Genomic DNA, 17655 nt, shown 5'->3' on the forward strand with positions numbered 1-17655 from the left:
CCGATCCGCAACGAAACACACTCATCCACACCTCCACCGCTGCTAGATCCGGACGTTCGAATGCGACCGGCGCTGAGCGCCCTGACTTGCCGGTCCATGCAGACCGGGCTGCGTCGGCTGTCTGGCCCGCGCCGACAAGCGGCAAAAAGACGCATCTCGTTCGATGGCATGGCCGCGAAATTGTCTCCGCTGACCTGTATGTGTCGTAGGCGATGGCGGCATCGGAGTCTTGAGTTTGATGTCTCGCTCCACGACAGAGGCGAGGATTAACCTACGGAAACGCTCGTCATGAGTCGCCTTTGCCTACGTCGATGGATCCAGAACGACTCCATGAACCGTCTCAGCGGGTCTGAATCTCCCCGCAGGCGTCCAACGCATATCCTGCTGCGATGCAGCCGACGCCGGGCAGTCATTGCGGACACCCGCAGTGTTGAGGGGGCGGCGAGGTCACGCGCGAGTGGTCGTCCTGACTGTGATCGAAGAAGAACTATCCGCGGTCCTCGAGGAGTTCGGTGCCACACACGAGATTTCAGGCTCGGGGTGCTGGGCGCGCGAGGCCAGCGACGAGTCAATGTTCCCCGTGATCGTCACCCAGTGCGTGGACAGGTCGAACCTTCCGGCGATGGAGAGCGTCCGTGACCTAATCGAAGATTGGCAACCTGAGTACGTCCTGCTCGTCGGGATCGCGGGCGGGATAGTCCGGTCCAAAGATGGTGAGAATCTCTCTGGCCCGTCGCCCGGAGACGTTGTACTCATCGAGTACGTGCACTACGGCGAGTACGTCAAGCGCGTCGATAGCCAACGACTCATGCGGTACTACGCCGTTTCGCATCCGTCTGCGGACCTGCTTCATAGACACGCGAAGCCCTTGGCGCGCACAGAGTGGTTCGTCGACCTGCCACTCGCGCGCCCGAGCGGGGACCATGGCGGCGAGCCGAGTCTCGTGGCAGGTGAGATCGTGGCGGTCGAGTTTCTTGCCGGCGACGCGACCGCGAGCGAGCAACGAGAGATTTTTGGACAGTACGACCATGCGCTTGCGGTTGACATGGAGTCTGCCGGCGTAGCTCGCGCCATGGATCGGGCCAGCAACTCCGTCCACTACCACCCTCGCTGGCTGGGTATCAGGGGCGTGAGCGATCGCACCGCCGCCGACGAGAAAGCAGAGTCATTGCTAGTTGACAACGACGCCGAACGGACTGCGTGGCGCGACTATGCGGCATGCGCCGCCGCGCGGGTTGCGCGCTTGACCGTCCAACGACTCTTGCATGACGCGCGACCTCCACAGGCGGAAGACCAAGGCGCCCCTGGGTGGGGGGTGGAGCAGTGATCACCCAAGCTGTCGGTGAACAGTGGCACGATGGTCGTGTGGTTGAAGAGGGCCCAGGGATACGAGCCACACTTCTGCACGCCGACTTCGAGGAACTTCTAGACGGCGGCGGCACAGGCCATGCCCTTCCGTTTGACGCTCTCGCGGATCTCGCGACATCACGCGGGCGGGTTCTGCTCCAGGCTCCCGCGGGTTCAGGAAAGACGAGCCTGCTTCTCGCCCTAGTGAAGGCGGAGAACGACGCGTGGCAAGGGCACTACTTGGACTTGGGCCGACTCGATGCCGGTGAACGTGAGTGGTTTCGGACTGCTGACACCGCCGAGGAATGGCTCTGGTCGCGGCTTTCGAAGAATCGCACGCGTCCAGCCTTCGTGTGTGTTGACAGTCTGGATGAAATCCCAATCGAGCAGGGACAAAACGTGCTGGATGCCATCGATTCGCTGACGAGCTCTCGACCGGACTGGTCTGTCATCGTCGCCGATCGCCCAGGTCGGCGCAGGATACGGCCCACGCGGTGGGCGCTGGTAACGCTGCCCGCGCTGGAAGTCTCAGAAGTAGAGAAGGCGACAGGCGTCCGTGACGCACCGCATTGGCTACAGCTGCCGTACTTCGTCAACCGCTGGCGCTACGGCGGCGGTACCAACCCAGCCCAAGTGATCGCTGTGTCGGCTCAGAGTGCTATGACCCCCGACGAAATGGACCGGGTTGGTCTCGGCGCCTTAAGGACATGGCAGTTGAGCGACAACAGTGACTGGATTCGAAAGGGGCTCAGTCCTGACCTTATCGATCGGATGATGAAGTCCGGCCTGATGTCGACGACTCAGGAAGGTCAGCCATTCCTTCATGTTCTTGTGCATGGTTACTTCGCGGCGCGTGCGGTATCGACGGACCGTGAGCTTTGGACAAAGCCAACATTCGAAGCCCTGACCTTCAAGGGGGCCACCTTTGATGCGCTCGGGATGCTCCTCACCATGATTCAAGACGAAGACGTTGATCGTCTCGTTCGTCAGGTGGATGACTGGAACTTCTATGCGGCAGCCTTTCTGCTTGCCGAAGATCACGATTCGGGGGAGCGGACAAGTGAATGGTTGAGTTCAGCCCTTCTGCTGTTGCTCGGAGTGCGTCGCCTTTCGCCTGTACCTAGCACCCGTTTGCAGGTCGAGGACTCGTTGCGACTTCACGCCGGGCCACTTGCCGCTGAAGTGCTACAAGCCGGCAACGAAGCGGATCTCGTTGGCTTGGCCCGGCAGTGCGCAATCAACAATGTCTGGTGGGATCGGTGGCTAAGCATCTACGAACGAATGGGAGATGACGTAGTCGATTACGAGCTAGATGCACTCAGCGACCAAGACAGCGTTCTTGCGTGGACGGCTGCCAACGTGCTTCTGCGGCAGAGCCTCGATGACGCTGCGCGTCGGCGCATCGCCGACCTCATGGATCGTGGCGCGGACGCCGCTTCACGATGGCGAGCAGTACATGTGCTTGGCGGAGGAGCGGACGTCGCGACGGCGTCCATGCTCTTGGAACGCTTTCACAAGGACCAATCGATCTGGGTCCAGACGGGAGCTTTGCGGTCCTTGATCTTGGTGGCGTCGCGACTTCCTGAATCCACGGAGCGAACGGAAATCTTCGCGGAACTGGCGGACAAAAGTCGTGAACTTCTTGCCAATCCGAAGTTCCTGCGTGAGGTTGAAAGGTCCACGCAAGTGAGTCCAGTTCCGGACGACTGGCCCGTGGCCGTCGGCGTGCTCATTGAGGAACTCTGGGCTCACAGCGCGACAATTGAAGAACAGGATCGATGGCGTCGGCTCAGCGCTGGCCTCAGGACTCGCTGGTCGGGCCTTTCTCACCTAGGGACACTGTGATGTCAGCTGCTGCACGACTGCACAACGGGTGGGGGCACGAAAAATGTTCGATCAGTTGGTGACGAACGCATTCCGTCAACACGAGCTGAGCGATGTGCTCAAGGCCTTGAGTCACCACCGGGGACGGTATTTTCTTGTTGGCGGCGCGGTACGCGACGGACTACTAGGAGAGCCTGCGAATGACTTAGATATCGCAGTGCCCAACGATGACGAATTCGCGCATCTGCTCTTTTCGACGATCTCCAGTGGTGCTCAGAACCGCCACGGGAACTGGCGATTCGAGCTTCCGTCGGGTCAGCACGTTGACCTCATTCAACCCCAGAATTTCTACAAGCCGTTTCGAACCGTGCTGTCGATGCTTGCGTTCTTCGACACGTCGGTGAACGCGATCGGGATAGATCTAGGTGATCCAGACCACATCCTTGATCCAATTGATGGAATCGATGGACTGCGAAGAGGGCAGTTGACCCTTCCTCATGAGAGGTGGACCACGCTCAATGACTTTGAGAGCGTTCATCTCGCGCTGCGGACGTTGCGGCTACTTGGTCGGCATCCGCTCACTCTGAGTAACCCCAGCCTGCTTAGAGCTCAGATCCCCAAGTTCGATCTCGTGGAGTGGAGTGATCTGTATCGACTCAATCGCATCAGTCGGGGGCAGGCCCGCGACCAGCTGCTGTCGATTTGCGATCGCCCCTTGGCCGCATAGCGACCATGAACTGTCCCCGTCAGCCGGCAAATACCGCTCCACGGATTGGCGACATCTGATCTGCGTCGACGGCGGTCGGCCAAGTCCGCTGAGCGGATCGGCTCTCGGGCCCGATCTCGAAGCGGCGTCTGACGCGGTGGAATGACTCAGATCGAATCACGCGGATACCCGGCGGCCCGAATGCGTCGGTTCATCGGGATTGTGACGTTCTCCTCGAAAAGTTCGGGCATTTATCCGACTCGACGTGCCGTCCTCGCGGGGAAGCAAACCTCGGCTGTTGCCGCGATCGATGACGGCCTGCTCGAGACCTGACGGGGCTGGATCCAGAGCCTCGGCAATTGGCGGCGCGTGCTTCTGTTGACGGTCTAACGAGGCTCACCTCATCGCGACTTGCGACCTGCTGCGTTCAAGTCATCGCGGACGGGTTGCTAGCCCACTCTTACTCGCTGTGCCCGCTGGCAGTTGTCTGCGCCTCAGCCACGCGTCTGAACTCGTCGAGGAGTGAGTCGAACTGCACGACCCGCCCCGATCCTGGCGAAGTATCTGAATCGACGCATTCAGCAATGATCTCGTCGAGAACGCGGCGAAGGGTCGCGGCGCTGCTTCGGACACCTTCGTCGGCGGAGAACATCACGTCTGCGTACGCCGTCGAGAGCTCGGCCCTGTCGGCGCCGGGAACGATGGGAGTAGGCATGTTGATGTGGTCGGATAGCGCGAAGAGGGCGCCCGAAATCTTGTCGCAGATCACCCAAAGCCGAAGGCATCGCGTCCGTTCCGCCTCTAGCTGCAGAGCTAGGGAGGCCTCGTCGACCCGGGCCGCCTCGTGCGCTGCTCGTGCCTCCTCGGCGTCGCGGAGATCTTTGCGTTCTGCGGCCTCGCGATCGTTGGACCGCTGATTCTGCTTATAGAGGAGCACGGCGGGCACGAGACCTACGGCTGCCGTCACTGCGCCCGTCACTATGGTTCGTACATTCTCCGGATCCATGCCGCCTCAGCTCTTGCGCGCCGCAGCGATGACACTCGCCAGTTCGACGATCTGTCCGACAGGCATGGCGTTTTCGCCGTCTCCACTGGCGAGGGGCGGGGCGCCAAGCACTCGGCGCCCGAACTCCTCGTAGACCCGCATACGGGCGTCGTCGCTATCGATGGCGCCTAGGAAGTCCTCGAACGTGTCGAGCTGTACCCGGACGGAGTTCGCCCAGTCGCCGGTGTTTCGGTGCACAGACGCGAGCCGAGCGGTGTATGCGGACGCGCCAGCGAAGATTGAGGCGAGCGCGAGGCGACCTACGACCTCGGCCCAACCGGACGCGCGCGGAGCCATAAGCGCGGCCAGTGCAGCGACTGCGACGAGGCCGTACGTCGCCCAACGCAACCATCGGCTTGACTTGTGCTCTCTCTCGGCCAATGACTTGAACTGCTTGGAAAGCTCACCTTGAGCCCGCTCGGCACGTGCCTGAACAAGTTCTGCCCGCAGCGCGTCAAGTTGCTTGCCCGCCTCCTCGGTCTCCGCCCTAGACTCCGCAATTGACTCGAGGACAGGCCTTGTTCGCTCCGTGAGCCCGTCGAGCAGACGCAACGCGCGCAGGCTTTCCTTCAGTACCGTCGACCTATTGCGCCAAGCCGTGAGGTAGGCCCGGACTTCCTCGGTGCTGCCGTCCTCGGTGAGCACTCGCAACTTCTGCGGTCCGCTGGCTTCACTCAACTGGACTTCGAGAGTGAGCACGGCATCGAGGGCCACTGTGTGCATCGCCGGTTGATCGTTCAGGTCTACCTCCCTGAACCGTCCGATGATCTCGTCGACCTTGCCCTGGTCGAATTGGTTGATGGCCGCCGCGGACGCAGCTTCAGCAATATCACCACGCGCACGAAGATCGCGTGGTGCTGCGTAACGTGAAACCGCGGTCAGCACTTCGGTCCAGAGTTGGATGCACTCGTCTAGCACGAGCGACGCGAGGTCCCCGGAGTCGTGGTCTTCTACCTCTCGATGAGCGCGGCCGAGCTGCGTCAATCGATTGCCGTCGCGCTCCCCGATCATGACCTGCACGTTGTCGCTCACATCTCGCAGGCTACGCAGGCCGAGCGGTCGGCGTGGCCAGAATCCCTAGGAGATCGAGCGGATGACTGCGACGGCTGCTGACAAGCGCGGTCGCCGCCCGGCCTACGGCGCAGATACTCGTCGTTTCACGCGGGGCGTGACCGAGCACCTTTTGCAGCGAGTTGGAATTGCGGTCCGCCAGTGACATCTTGCATCCTGTCACGGCAGAAAGACCCGGGTGTGAGATGGCGCTGACCTCGGGCACGAAGCGACGTTAATACCTTGGTCTTGCGCGCCGCGCACGCGGATACGAGTCTGTTACTGAGCATGTCTGCTCTCGACGTGCCGAGCCGAGGTTCGACACCGAGGACTCAACCGTTGCGTCGGGCGAATCGCTATCGTGCTCGCGTGAAGCCCAAGATCCGTTCTGTCCACCTGACCACTGCCGGGGAGGTTCTACATCCTAGCGAGCACGTCACGCTCGTCGTAGGTCCGAACAACGCCGGAAAGAGTGCGGTGATCTTCGGTGCTCTTAGCCAGTTGCAGCACGATCCGTCGGCGGAGCTGGTAAGCACGCCGGTGGCTTCAATCAGCGTTGAGATGCCCCCTGCTGAAGACTTCAGGAAACTGCTGGAGAACCGGGCGACCCTTCATCCGGCAGGTGTAATCCCTGGGCTAGGGCACTTCCGAGAACCCACGTGGATATTCCCTAATGGGACCCACCTTCCTGACAGTGGCATCGGCGCCATAGTGGCGAAGACAGATCGCTTCGGCCCAATTCACAGCGCCATAGCGCTCAGCATGAATCCCGAAAGTCGAGGACATGTTCTCGGCAGTGCGCAGACGCCGAATCTCATGGCGCCGGAGGCTCGTGCTCCGATCCAGCTTCTGTGGATGGATCGGGATCTCGAAGATCGTTTGTCACGAGACATGCAACGAGCATTCGGCAAGAACATCTTGGTCAACCGACACGCGGGCTCGATGGTTCATCTCCACATCGGAGATGTCGACATCGAAGAGCCGAGAGTTGGTGAGAAATCCGAGTACCTCGCTCGAGTTATGGGATTGCCGCTTCTGTCAGCGCAGGGAGCGGGAATGCAAGCGTTTATGGGGACCGTCCTTACGTTGGCTGCCGGAGGCATCGATCTCGTCTTCATGGATGAGCCGGAGACCTTCCTGCACCCGCCGCAGGCAAGGCTGCTTGGCGAGTTGGTCGCAGAAATGAGTAGAGCGACCGACACGCAGGTAATCGTCGCTACTCACAGCGACGACTTCGTGCAAGGCGTCATTACTGGCTCGAAGGAGGACGTCGACGTCTCGATCGTTCGGATCACAAGGCCATCGGACACCGAGAACAAACTCGCTCAGGTTGCGCCCGAGGCGATCAAGTCCATCTATAAGGACTCATTACTGAGGTTCTCGAACCTGCTCGATGGCATCTTTTACAAGGGTGTAGTGATATGTGAGGCAGAATCCGACTGCACTTACTACTCTGCAAGTCTCGCCAACGTTGAAGACACCGATGGTCTCGGTGCATCCGACCTGCTCTTTACCCATGTCGGCGGCAAGGACCGAATGGCGAGGGCGTACAGCGCCCTGAACGCTGCTGCTGTCCCGACGGCGGTCATTGCAGACGTCGACCTCTTGGCCGATAAGAACAAGTTCGAGGAGCTGTTTGAGACGATGGGAGGCGATTTTGGCGTTGTGAGCGCCAGTTACAACGTCCTCGACGCCTCAGTGCGCACGCTGAAGGTCGAGCCAATTCGCAACGACGTTCGTTCGAAGGTTGCGGAGATACTCGATCGCTCCCAGAACCCGATCATCGACAGGCGAGACCTTACGGAAATGCTGGACCTTCTAAAAGCCGAGAGCGGCTGGAAGCAGATCAAGCGAAAGGGTGCTGGCGCGATTGACACCGGCGACCCAACGGCCGCCTTCGCAAGCGTCATCGCTGCGTGTCGCGCCGTCGGACTGTTTATCCTGCCGGTAGGTGAACTTGAACGGTTTCATCCCAACGTCGGCGGCAACAAGCAAGCCTGGCTCCGCCAGGCGCTTGAGCATGAGCTGTTCAAGACGTCCGGAGAGTCACAAGATCTCGTTCGCTCTGTCCGGGCGTTCGTCGCCTCGCGGCAGTAGAGTGACCAATTCAAGGCACGTACGGGACGGGTGTAGACCCTGACCACGGTCTCCGCCACAACAGCGCTTGGGCCATCACTTTCCGCGGACGCGCCGATCTTGGAGGCACTCGACCCCTTTGAAATTGCAGCGAGTGCGCGAGCGGGGCTGCTGGGCCGGCCGAGTCGATCAGAGTGCGCCGAGTGGTTGAGACAATGGCCGACGATCCTCGGCAGATGCAGGTCCGCACAAGATCGTTCGTAAACTGATAGTGCGTCATAGTGGGCGGGATGCCTACATCGCTGATGACCGATCTCGGCTCGGTGCACCCAGCGCGACAGATCCGCGTGTCTGACGCCCGCGATGTGTGAGACGGGCGGCGGTCGAAGGTGCTCGCCTCACCGGCAGGCGCGGATCACGGCGTCGCGCCGATGAAATCAGCTGAGGTGCGTCCCTGCGGCGAGAACCATTCCAGACTTCGAGGCTGCGAGCAGGGCCGCTCCGAGGGCCTCGGCTCGTGCGCCGAGCTCGGCGCGGACGATCCGGATGTCGTGGTTGGCGACGGGCGGCAGGGCGAGGGCAAGGGCCTGGCGCGCGGCTTCGAGCAGGGTCTCGCTTGAGTGGGGGCGCGCGGTCAGGTCCCCGCCGATCACGACCAGGCTCGGGTCGGTGATGGTGCACACGCCGGCCAAGGCGTTGCCCAGGACCTGGCCGGCGTCGGCGAGCAGACGAAGAGCGCCGCGGTCGCCGGCGTCCGCGAGGTCGAGCAGGTCGCCGACCCTGGCCTCAGGTCCCACGGTGTGAGCCAGGGCCGTGAGCAGGGCACGTTTGCTGACGACCGTCTCGAGACACCCTCGAGCCCCGCAGCGACAGATCTTGCCGTCGGCGACCACAGGAAGGTGGCCGAGCTCCCCGGCGGTGCCCGACGCTCCGGTGTGCACCCGGCCTCCCAGCACCAGGCCGCAACCGACACCCTCACCGAGCATCACGTAGACGAGGTCGTCGACCGCCGTCCCGGCGCCGAGGCGCCACTCGGCGAGCGCTCCCAGGGTCGCGTCGTTGCCCAGGTACACGGGCAGTCCGGTCCGCTCGCCCAGGATGCCGGCGATGTCGACACCGCCCCAGTCCAGCAGCATCGGCGGGGACGCCAGCGCGCGTGAGTCGACCACCGGCGCGGAGACGGCGACGCCGACGGCGAGCACCCCGTCGCGGGGGACCTCGCTCGCCTCCAGCAGGTCAGCGGTACTGCGAGCGAGGTGATCGAGGGAGGCCGCCGGCTCGTGGTCGACGTCGAGGAAGTGGCGCTGCTGCCTGAGGACGGTGCCGTCCAGCGAGGTGAGGACGACCCTGAGGTCGGCGTGGCCCAGGTGGATCCCGATCAGGGACCCGGCCCGAGGTGCGAGCCCGAGGGCCGTGGCCGGTCGCCCGCCCGCCACTGCCGGCTTGACGCCCAGCTCGACCAGCACTCCCGCGTCGATCAGGTTGGCGACCAGGATGGACACAGCGGAGGTGGACAGGCCGGTCAACCGGGCCACGTCAGCCCGACTGCACCGCGGTCGCGCCTGGACGGCAGCGACCACCGCGCGGCCATTGCGGCTCCGCAGCGACTCCAGACCGGTCATGCTCACGGCAGCAGCCTAGGCGACTCGGTTCATCCAGATATGGACAAATCTTCGAAATATTCCATCCTCTTTGTCCTTGACGTGGACAATATCGGACGCCTACGGTCTGAGAGCCACGTCACATCCCTCTCGGGCGGGACCTGGCTCCCCACTCGGCGCGCACTCGGGTGCGCACTATCTCGGAGCACTCACATGGTCAGCAGCAATCGCCGACGCCTCGGCACCATCCTCGGCCTCTCCCTCGCGGGGAGCGCTCTCGCCGCGACCGGGGTCGCGGCCACTCCAGCGGCCGGATCACCATCCGCATCGCCGGCCTCGGCCAGGGCGGCGTCCCGTACGTCGTCTCCGGTCTACCTCGACCGCTCGTACTCCCCAGCCGAGCGCGCAGCGGACCTGGTCTCCCGGATGTCGCTGGGGGAGAAGGCCCAGCAGATGAACAGCAGCCAGGCCCCGGCGCTGCCGCGTCTCGGGATCGCCGCCTGGGGCTGGTGGAACGAGTCCAACCACGGGGTCAATGCCTCCACCATCACGCCGACCGGCAACGCCACGACGCTCACCAACACCACGTCGTACCCCTCGGACCTGTCGATGGGCAGCACCTGGGACCCGGAGCTCGTCTACCGCGAGGCCTCCCTGATCGGTGACGAGGCCCGCGACACGGCGCCCGACAACCGGCTCAACCTCGACTTCTATGCGCCGACGGTCAACCTCGCCCGCGACCCCCGGTGGGGGCGCAACGACGAGGCCTGGAGCGAGGACCCGACGCTGACCGCCCGGCTGGCCGGTCAGTACGTCAACGGCCTCCAGGGGCAGACCACCGACGGCACCCTGCCGGACTCCGCCCACGGCTACTACAAGGCGATCGCCACGCTGAAGCACTACGCGGCCAACAACAGCGAGGTCAACCGGCGCAACGGCTCGTCCGACATGGACCAGCGCACGCTGCGTGAGTACTACACCAAGCAGTTCGCCGACATCGTGAAGTCGGCCCACCCCGGCTCGATCATGAGCTCCTACAACGAGGTCAACGGCGTGCCGGCCGCTGCGAGCGTGCAGCTGATGAGCGACCTGGCGCGCGACACCTACGGGTTCGACGGCTACTTCACCTCGGACTGCGACGCGGTCTACGAGATCCAGGCCGGGCACCACTGGCAGCCGCCGGGTGCCAGCGCACCCCTCGACCAGTACTCCCGCTCGGCGTGGGCCATCGCCGCAGGCGAGGATCTCGACTGCAACTGGGGCTACCACGACCAGTACAGCTACGGGAACACCGTGCCCACGGCGATCGCGCAGAAGATCAAGACCGAGACCGACACCTTCAACGTCGGGGACGTCGACACCTCGCTGACCCGCCTGTTCACCGCTCGGATCGAGACCGGCGAGTTCGACAAGGAGAACCAGGTCCCGTGGGTCCGCGCGGCCCGCAAGCGTCTCGGCGGGGCCACCTGGACCACCTCCCCGGACAACAACGCGGTCACGGAGACGCCCGAGCGGCTCGCGCAGGCGCAGCAGAGCGCCGAGCAGGCCCTCGTGCTGCTCAAGAACGACAAGGTCGCCGGCACCTCCCTGCTGCCGCTGAGCGTCCCGAAGAAGAAGGCCTTCAAGCTCGCCGTGGTCGGCTACTTCGCGCACCCGGCGCAGCTCTTCACCGGCGGCTACTCCAGCCGCCAGGTCAACGCCGGTGCCGCCAACAACGTCGACGCCTACACCGGCATCAAGGAAGCCGTGGAGGCGAGGAACCCGAACGCCCAGGTCGACTTCCTGCCCGGTGTCACCGGCGGCACCAACGCGTCGCGGCTCACCACCGTCGACCCCGACACCCTCGCCAAGGTCGGCGGGTACGACGCGGTCGTGGTCGTCGCCGGCACCGACGGGAGCACCGCCTCGGAGGACCACGACCGTACGACGACCGCGCTGCCCGGCGCCCAGGCCGCGATGATCAGCCAGGTCGAGGCCGCCAACCCGCGCACGGTCGTCTACCTCCAGACCGTCGGCTCGGTCGACGTGCGCAGCTTCGAGCAGACCAGCCCCGCCCTCCTGTGGAGCTCCTACCTCGGGCAGCGCCAGGGTCCGGCGATCGCCGATGTCCTGCTCGGCACGACCAACCCCAGTGGGCACCTGCCCTTCACCTGGTACACCGACGACAGCCAGCTGCCGGCGATCACCGACTACGCGATCCGTCCCAGCCAGTCGGCCCCCGGTCGCACGTACATGTACTACACGGGCAAGCCGAGCTTCGCGTTCGGTCACGGCCTCGGCTACAGCAGCTTCCGGTTCTCGGACCTGAAGGTCGCCGGCGGGTCCGTCGACGCCTCGGGCACCGTCACGGCCACCGCCAAGGTCACCAACACCGGCGACGTCGCCGGCGCGGCGACCCCGCAGCTGTACGTGACGACCCCCTTCGCCTCGGCCGCTGCTGAGCGACCGGCCAAGCGGCTGCTCGCCTTCGACCGGGTCGTGGTCAAGCCGGGCAAGACCGTGAAGGTCCACTTCTCGGCGCCAGCCTCGCAGCTCGCGTTCCTCGACGAGGACAACGAGACCATGAAGGTCGACCAGGGGACCTACGGTCTGCAGCTGGCGGGCGCGGTCGACGACGTCAGGCAGCGTGCCTCCGTCCGGGTGACCGGTCGGCTCGGGAAGGTGCCCACGACGGTCTCGGTGCGACCGGTGCAGTCGGGGGACGTGGCGGCCGACGTCGCCCAGCGGGTCGCCTTCGACGCCGGTGCCCTGATCGATCCCCAGGTCACCCTCGCCACGGACGACGAGGCGCTGCACGGCTACATCAGCAAGGGACGCAGCACCCCGCTCCCGGCGGGCACCAAGATCCGGTACCACTCCAACCGGCGTGACGTGGTCGCCGTCGCGCAGGGCGGCACGGTGCTTCGCGCCGTCGGATCGGGCGTGGCGACCGTGACGGTCGACGCGAAGCTGCACGGCACCACGGTGAGCACGACGTTCGTGGTGAACGTGGCTCCGCTGCAGATCACCTCGGCGCCGACGGCGGCGTTCACCGCCGGCACGGCAGGCACCTTCACCATCGCCACGGCGACCACGCAGTCGCCCACGGCGCAGGAGGTGCCGAGCCTCTCGGTGAAGGGCAAGCTGCCGGCGGGGCTGGCGTTCGTCGACAACGGCGACGGCACCGGGACGATCTCCGGGACCCCGACCGCCGCGGGCACCATCGTGGTGCGGGTGCGCGCCACCAACGAGGTCAGTCCGCAGGCCACCCACGACCTCACGGTCACGGTGGGCTGAGACGGCGAAACCCGCGCCGACTGCGTGCTCACTGACCGTTCCCCGAGCAATCTCGGGGAACGGTCAGTGGCCGTGGCGCATGGCCTGGTGCAGGTCCCAGTTGAGGCGGGAGATCACGTCGAGCGGGATCTCCTTGGGGCAGGCGGCGGTGCACTCGCCGATGTTCGTGCAGCCACCGAAGCCCTCGGCGTCGTGCTGGGCGACCATGTCGACGACGCGGGAGTCCCGCTCCGGCTGGCCCTGGGGGAGCTCGCCGAGGTGGGTGATCTTGGCGCCCATGAAGAGGGAGGCGGAGCCGTTGGGGCAGGCGGCGACGCAGGCGCCGCAGCCGATGCAGGTGGCCACGTTGAAGGCGCGTACGGCGTCCTCGCGGGGGACCGGCACGGAGTGGGCCTCGGGGGCGGAGCCGGTGTTGACGGAGATGTAGCCGCCGGCCTGGATGATCCGGTCGAAGGCGCCGCGGTCGACGACGAGGTCCTTGACGACCGGGAAGGCGTCGGCGCGCCAGGGCTCGATGACGATCTCGTCGCCGTCCTTGAAGGACCGCATGTGCAGCTGGCAGGTCGTGGTGACCTCGGGGCCGTGGGCCTCGCCGTTGATCATCAGGCCGCACATGCCGCAGATGCCCTCGCGACAGTCGGAGTCGAACGCGACCGGGTCCTCGCCCTTGCCGTTGAGCTCCTCGTTGAGGACGTCGAGCATCTCGAGGAAGGACATGTCCTCCGAGACGCCGTCGAGCTCGTAGGTGTGCATCGCGCCCTTCGACGCGGCGTCCGGCTGGCGCCAGATCTTGAGGGTGACCTTCACTTGTAGCTCCGCTGCTTCATCTCGATGGCCGTGTAGACGAGGTCTTCCTTGTGCAGCACCGGCGGCTCGCCGTCACCGGCGAACTCCCAGGCGGCGACGTACGCGAACTGGTCGTCGTGGCGCAGGGCCTCGCCGTCCTCGGTCTGCGACTCGGCCCGGAAGTGGCCGCCGCAGGACTCGCGGCGGTTGAGGGCGTCGATGCACATCAGCTCGCCGAGCTCGATGAAGTCGGCGACGCGGCCGGCGCGCTCGAGCGACTGGTTGAGGCTCTCGGCCGTGCCGAGCACCTTCACGTTGCGCCAGAAGTCGTCCTTGAGGGTGCGGATGAGGTCGATCGCCTTCTTCAGGCCGTCCTCGGACCGCTCCATGCCGCAGTACTCCCACATGATGTTGCCGAGCTCGCGGTGGTAGGAGTCGACGCTGCGGGTGCCCTTGGTGGTGAGGAAGTGGTCGACCCGGTCCTGGACCGACTTCCTGGCCTCGACCACGGCGGGGTGGTCCTCGGCGACCTTCTCGAACGGACCGTCCGCGAGGTAGTCGCGGATGGTGTGCGGGAGCACGAAGTAGCCGTCGGCCAGGCCCTGCATCAGCGCCGAGGCGCCGAGGCGGTTGGCACCGTGGTCGGAGAAGTTGGCCTCGCCGGTGACGAACAGGCCCTTGATCGAGGACTGCAGGTCGTAGTCGACCCACAGGCCGCCCATGACGTAGTGCACGGCCGGGTAGATCCGCATCGGGGTCTCGTACGGGTTCTCGCCGGTGATCCGGGCGTACATGTCGAAGAGGTTGTCGTACTTCTCCTCGATGCCGTCGCGGCCGAGGCGCTCGATCGCCGAGGCGAAGTCGAGGTAGACGCCGCGGCGTACGCCCTCGACGGCCGGGCCGACGCCGCGGCCCTCGTCGCAGACGTTCTTGGCAGCACGCGAGGCGATGTCGCGGGGGACCAGGTTGCCGAAGGACGGGTAGATCCGCTCCAGGTAGTAGTCGCGGTCCTCCTCCGGGATGTCGCGCGGGTCCTTCTCGCAGTCGGCCTTGCTCTTGGGCACCCAGATCCGGCCGTCGTTGCGCAGCGACTCGGACATCAGGGTGAGCTTGGACTGGTGGGTGCCGGTCACCGGGATGCAGGTGGGGTGGATCTGCGTGTAGCAGGGGTTGGCCATGTAGGCGCCCTTGCGGTGCGCGCGCCACGCCGCCGTGACGTTGGAGCCCATCGCGTTGGTGGAGAGGAAGAAGACGTTGCCGTAGCCGCCGCTCGCGAGCACGACGACGTCGGCCAGGTGGGTCTCGATCTCGCCGGTGACGAGGTCGCGGGCGATGATGCCGCGCGCCTTGCCGTCGACGACGATCACCTCGAGCATCTCGTGGCGGGTGAACTGCTCGACCGTGCCGGCCGCGACCTGACGCTCCATGGCCTGGTAGGCGCCGATCAGCAGCTGCTGACCGGTCTGGCCGCGGGCGTAGAACGTGCGGGACACCTGGACGCCGCCGAACGAGCGGTTGTCGAGGAGTCCGCCGTACTCACGGGCGAAGGGGACGCCCTGCGCGACGCACTGGTCGATGATGTTGGTGCTGACCTCGGCCAGGCGGTAGACGTTGGACTCGCGCGAGCGGTAGTCGCCGCCCTTGACCGTGTCGTAGAAGAGGCGGTGGACGGAGTCGCCGTCCTCCTTGTAGTTCTTGGCCGCGTTGATGCCGCCCTGGGCCGCGATCGAGTGGGCCCGGCGGGGGGAGTCCTGGTAGCAGAAGGACTTCACGTTGTAGCCGGCCTCGCCGAGCGTGGCAGCGGCCGCGCCGCCGGCCAGGCCGGTGCCGACGATGATCACGTCGAGCTTGCGGCGGTTGGACGGGTTGACCAGGCGGGCCTCGAACTTGCGCGTCTGCCAGCGCTCGTCGATGGGGCCGCCGGGCGCCTTGGTGTCCGCGATCGGCTCGCCCGGCGTGTAGTAGCCCGCGGCGTCGTCGCCGTGGTCGCCGGGCTCGTCGTGGGACGGGTCGGACGTGAGGGTGGTGTCCGGCATGTCGGTCATGTGCGGGAGACCCCTGTCTACTTGGTGATGACGCCGGCGAGGACGAAGATCGGCACGAGCGAGAAGCCACCGGCGATGACGATGGCGACGATCCAGCCGAGGCTCTTCGCGTTGCGTCGGGCGCGGGCGTTGTTGGTGAGGCCGAGGGTCTGCGCCGAGCTCCACACCCCGTGGTGCAGGTGCATCGCGAGGGTCAGCATCGCGGCGAGGTAGATGAGCGTCATCCACCAGGTGTCGAAGGTGTCGACGAGCAGGTTGTACGGGTCGTTGGTCGACCCGCCCTGCACGTTGACCTTGCCGATCGTGAAGTTGATCAGGTGCCAGATGATGAAGAGCAGCAGCGTGAGCCCGCCCCAGCGCATGGTCCGCGAGGACAGGCTGGAGGCCTTGTTCTTCTTCACGACGTACTGCGTGCTGCGGGCGCGCTTGGCGCGCTTCCACAGCGCGGCCGCCGAGGCGACGTGCACGACCAGCGACACGATCAGGACCGACCGGATGATCCAGAGGGCGCCCTCGCGGGGCACCATCGGCTCGCCGAGGATCCGGAGGTGCTCGGCGTACTCGTTGTAGGCGTCGTGGCCGGAGAAGGCCTTGAGGTTGCCGTACATGTGCAGGAGCACGAACCCGATGAAGATGATGCCGCTGCCGGCCATCAGGAGCTTGAGGGTGATGGTCGAACGCGATGCGCGCGCTCCCCTGACCAGCGTCGTCGTTGCCACGAACGACCACGCTACCCGCCGCGTTCCCTGCTGGGGACCACGGGGGATGTGACTTACATCCGGTTAGCCGACCCTGGCTTCGCGCGCGAGCAACGGCCGGTAGTGGTAGTCGACCAGCTCGTCGACGGCGTCGGTCCACGACCGGGTCGAGAGCTCGCGCGCCCGCGCACCGAGCAGGCCACGGCTGCGGTCCGCGGCGAGCGCGTCGACGGCGTCGCGGAGCCCGTGCCGGCGCCCGTCGTCGTAGAGCAGGCCCGTCTCGAGGTGGCGTACGACGTCGGGCGCACCGCCCGAGCGCGGAGCGACGACCGGTACGCCGGCGGCGCCCGCCTCGCGCAGCGCGTGGCAGCAGGTCTCGCGGGTGCCGGGGTGCACGAGCAGGTCGAAGGAGGGCAGCACGGCGGTCAGGTCGCCGGTGCCGAGGGTGCCGGTGAAGACCGCGCCGGGCAGCCGGGTCCGCAGCCAGTCGCGCTGCGGCCCGTCGCCGACGATCACCGGACGGATCCCGCGGACCTGGGCCAGGTCCACGAGCCGGCGCACGTCGTGCCGGTTGCGCAGGCTGCCGACGTACCCGACCACGGCCAGGGGCCTGGCGAGCGAGCGGGCGCGGGACCAGCGGTCGTGCAGCCAGGTGTCGCGCAGCGCGGGCGTGAAGGCGGCGGTGTCGACGCCCGGTGCCCACAGCTTCGGCTCGTCGCCGGGCCCCTCGCTCAGGTCGCCGACCCGGCCGACCATCCACCGGGAGGTGACCAGGAGCGTCGCGGCGCGCTCGGCGACCCGGGAGCGCCAGTAGTCGGCGGTCACGTCGAGCACCGGCGACTGCTCGACCACGACGGCCGGCACCCCGAGGCGGGAGGCGTGCTTGAGCGCCTTGCGGCCGACGGTCCGCGGCGACGTCACGTGCACGAGGTCGGGGCGGAAGGAGTCGAGGGCGTCCCGCACCTGTCCACCGGGCTTGTCCAGCGGCCGGATCCGGGCCACCGGGCAGCCGCCGTAGGTCGTCAGGCCGGGTCCGGGAGCGATCAGCTGCACCTCGTGACCGGTGTCGACGAGCCGGTCCACGACCGCCTTCACCGTCGTGGTGGTGCCGTCGACTGCCGGGAAGAACGTCTCGGTCACGAGGGTGATCCGCATGCCGCCAGGGTGACCGGGTCAGGTGGCCGAACCACGGCGTACAGGT

The 17655-nt window shown here is 65.8% G+C and carries 12 protein-coding genes; 5 read left to right on the forward strand and 7 right to left on the reverse strand.

The window, feature by feature from the left end; all coding sequences use genetic code 11:
• The first annotated feature begins 457 nt into the window (after window positions 1-457).
• Genes ABEA34_RS17600 through ABEA34_RS17610 form a run of 3 tightly spaced genes read left to right on the forward strand, consistent with a single transcriptional unit; the run spans window position 458 to window position 3898 of the window.
• Window positions 458-1327 (forward strand): 5'-methylthioadenosine/S-adenosylhomocysteine nucleosidase family protein, encoded by an 870-nt coding sequence (locus ABEA34_RS17600; RefSeq protein ID WP_345522709.1) that lies wholly within the window; start codon window positions 458-460, stop codon window positions 1325-1327.
• On the forward strand, window positions 1324-3192 hold the full coding sequence (locus ABEA34_RS17605) for a hypothetical protein (protein ID WP_345522710.1): 1869 nt from the start codon (window positions 1324-1326) through the stop codon (window positions 3190-3192). Before ABEA34_RS17600 ends, ABEA34_RS17605 begins: the two co-directional genes overlap by 4 nt.
• A gap of 58 nt (window positions 3193-3250) precedes the next feature.
• Window positions 3251-3898, forward strand: coding sequence for a nucleotidyltransferase family protein (locus ABEA34_RS17610; RefSeq protein ID WP_345522711.1), 648 nt, complete (start codon window positions 3251-3253; stop codon window positions 3896-3898).
• 439 nt (window positions 3899-4337) lie between these two features.
• Here ABEA34_RS17610 and ABEA34_RS17615 read toward each other — a convergent pair whose 3' ends face one another.
• On the reverse strand, window positions 4338-4883 hold the full coding sequence (locus tag ABEA34_RS17615; protein WP_345522712.1) for a hypothetical protein: 546 nt from the start codon (window positions 4881-4883) through the stop codon (window positions 4338-4340).
• 6 nt (window positions 4884-4889) lie between these two features.
• Complete coding sequence (locus tag ABEA34_RS17620; protein ID WP_345522713.1) at window positions 4890-5954, reverse strand: hypothetical protein; 1065 nt, start codon at window positions 5952-5954, stop codon at window positions 4890-4892.
• 387 nt (window positions 5955-6341) lie between these two features.
• Between ABEA34_RS17620 and ABEA34_RS17625 the strand changes: the two genes are divergently transcribed.
• Window positions 6342-8069 (forward strand): ATP-dependent nuclease, encoded by a 1728-nt coding sequence (locus ABEA34_RS17625; RefSeq protein WP_345522714.1) that lies wholly within the window; start codon window positions 6342-6344, stop codon window positions 8067-8069.
• Window positions 8070-8485: 416 nt separating this feature from the next.
• Here ABEA34_RS17625 and ABEA34_RS17630 read toward each other — a convergent pair whose 3' ends face one another.
• Window positions 8486-9670 carry an ROK family protein gene (locus ABEA34_RS17630; protein WP_345522809.1) on the reverse strand — a complete coding sequence of 395 codons (1185 nt, stop codon included), beginning with the start codon at window positions 9668-9670 and terminating at the stop codon, window positions 8486-8488.
• A gap of 192 nt (window positions 9671-9862) precedes the next feature.
• On the opposite strand from ABEA34_RS17630, the gene ABEA34_RS17635 reads away from it, so the two are divergent.
• Entirely contained in the window at window positions 9863-12925 is a 3063-nt protein-coding gene (locus ABEA34_RS17635) for a glycoside hydrolase family 3 C-terminal domain-containing protein (protein WP_345522715.1), read from the forward strand.
• A 63-nt stretch (window positions 12926-12988) separates the two neighbouring features.
• Here the strand turns inward: ABEA34_RS17635 and ABEA34_RS17640 are convergent, their stop codons facing one another.
• The 4 genes from ABEA34_RS17640 to ABEA34_RS17655 form a co-directional block, all read right to left on the reverse strand.
• Window positions 12989-13732 carry a succinate dehydrogenase/fumarate reductase iron-sulfur subunit gene (locus tag ABEA34_RS17640; RefSeq protein WP_345522716.1) on the reverse strand — a complete coding sequence of 248 codons (744 nt, stop codon included), beginning with the start codon at window positions 13730-13732 and terminating at the stop codon, window positions 12989-12991.
• The gene (locus ABEA34_RS17645) at window positions 13729-15747 is read right to left on the reverse strand and encodes a fumarate reductase/succinate dehydrogenase flavoprotein subunit (protein ID WP_345522810.1); all 2019 of its coding nucleotides are present in this window, start codon (window positions 15745-15747) and stop codon (window positions 13729-13731) included. The genes ABEA34_RS17640 and ABEA34_RS17645 overlap by 4 nt, the downstream gene beginning before the upstream one ends.
• Before the next feature lie 26 nt (window positions 15748-15773).
• Window positions 15774-16475, reverse strand: coding sequence for a succinate dehydrogenase cytochrome b subunit (locus tag ABEA34_RS17650; protein ID WP_345522717.1), 702 nt, complete (start codon window positions 16473-16475; stop codon window positions 15774-15776).
• Window positions 16476-16538: 63 nt separating this feature from the next.
• Window positions 16539-17609, reverse strand: coding sequence for a glycosyltransferase (locus tag ABEA34_RS17655; RefSeq protein ID WP_345522718.1), 1071 nt, complete (start codon window positions 17607-17609; stop codon window positions 16539-16541).
• Window positions 17610-17655 lie beyond the last annotated feature (46 nt).

The organism is Nocardioides conyzicola (genome assembly GCF_039543825.1).
Classification (GTDB): domain Bacteria; phylum Actinomycetota; class Actinomycetes; order Propionibacteriales; family Nocardioidaceae; genus Nocardioides; species Nocardioides conyzicola.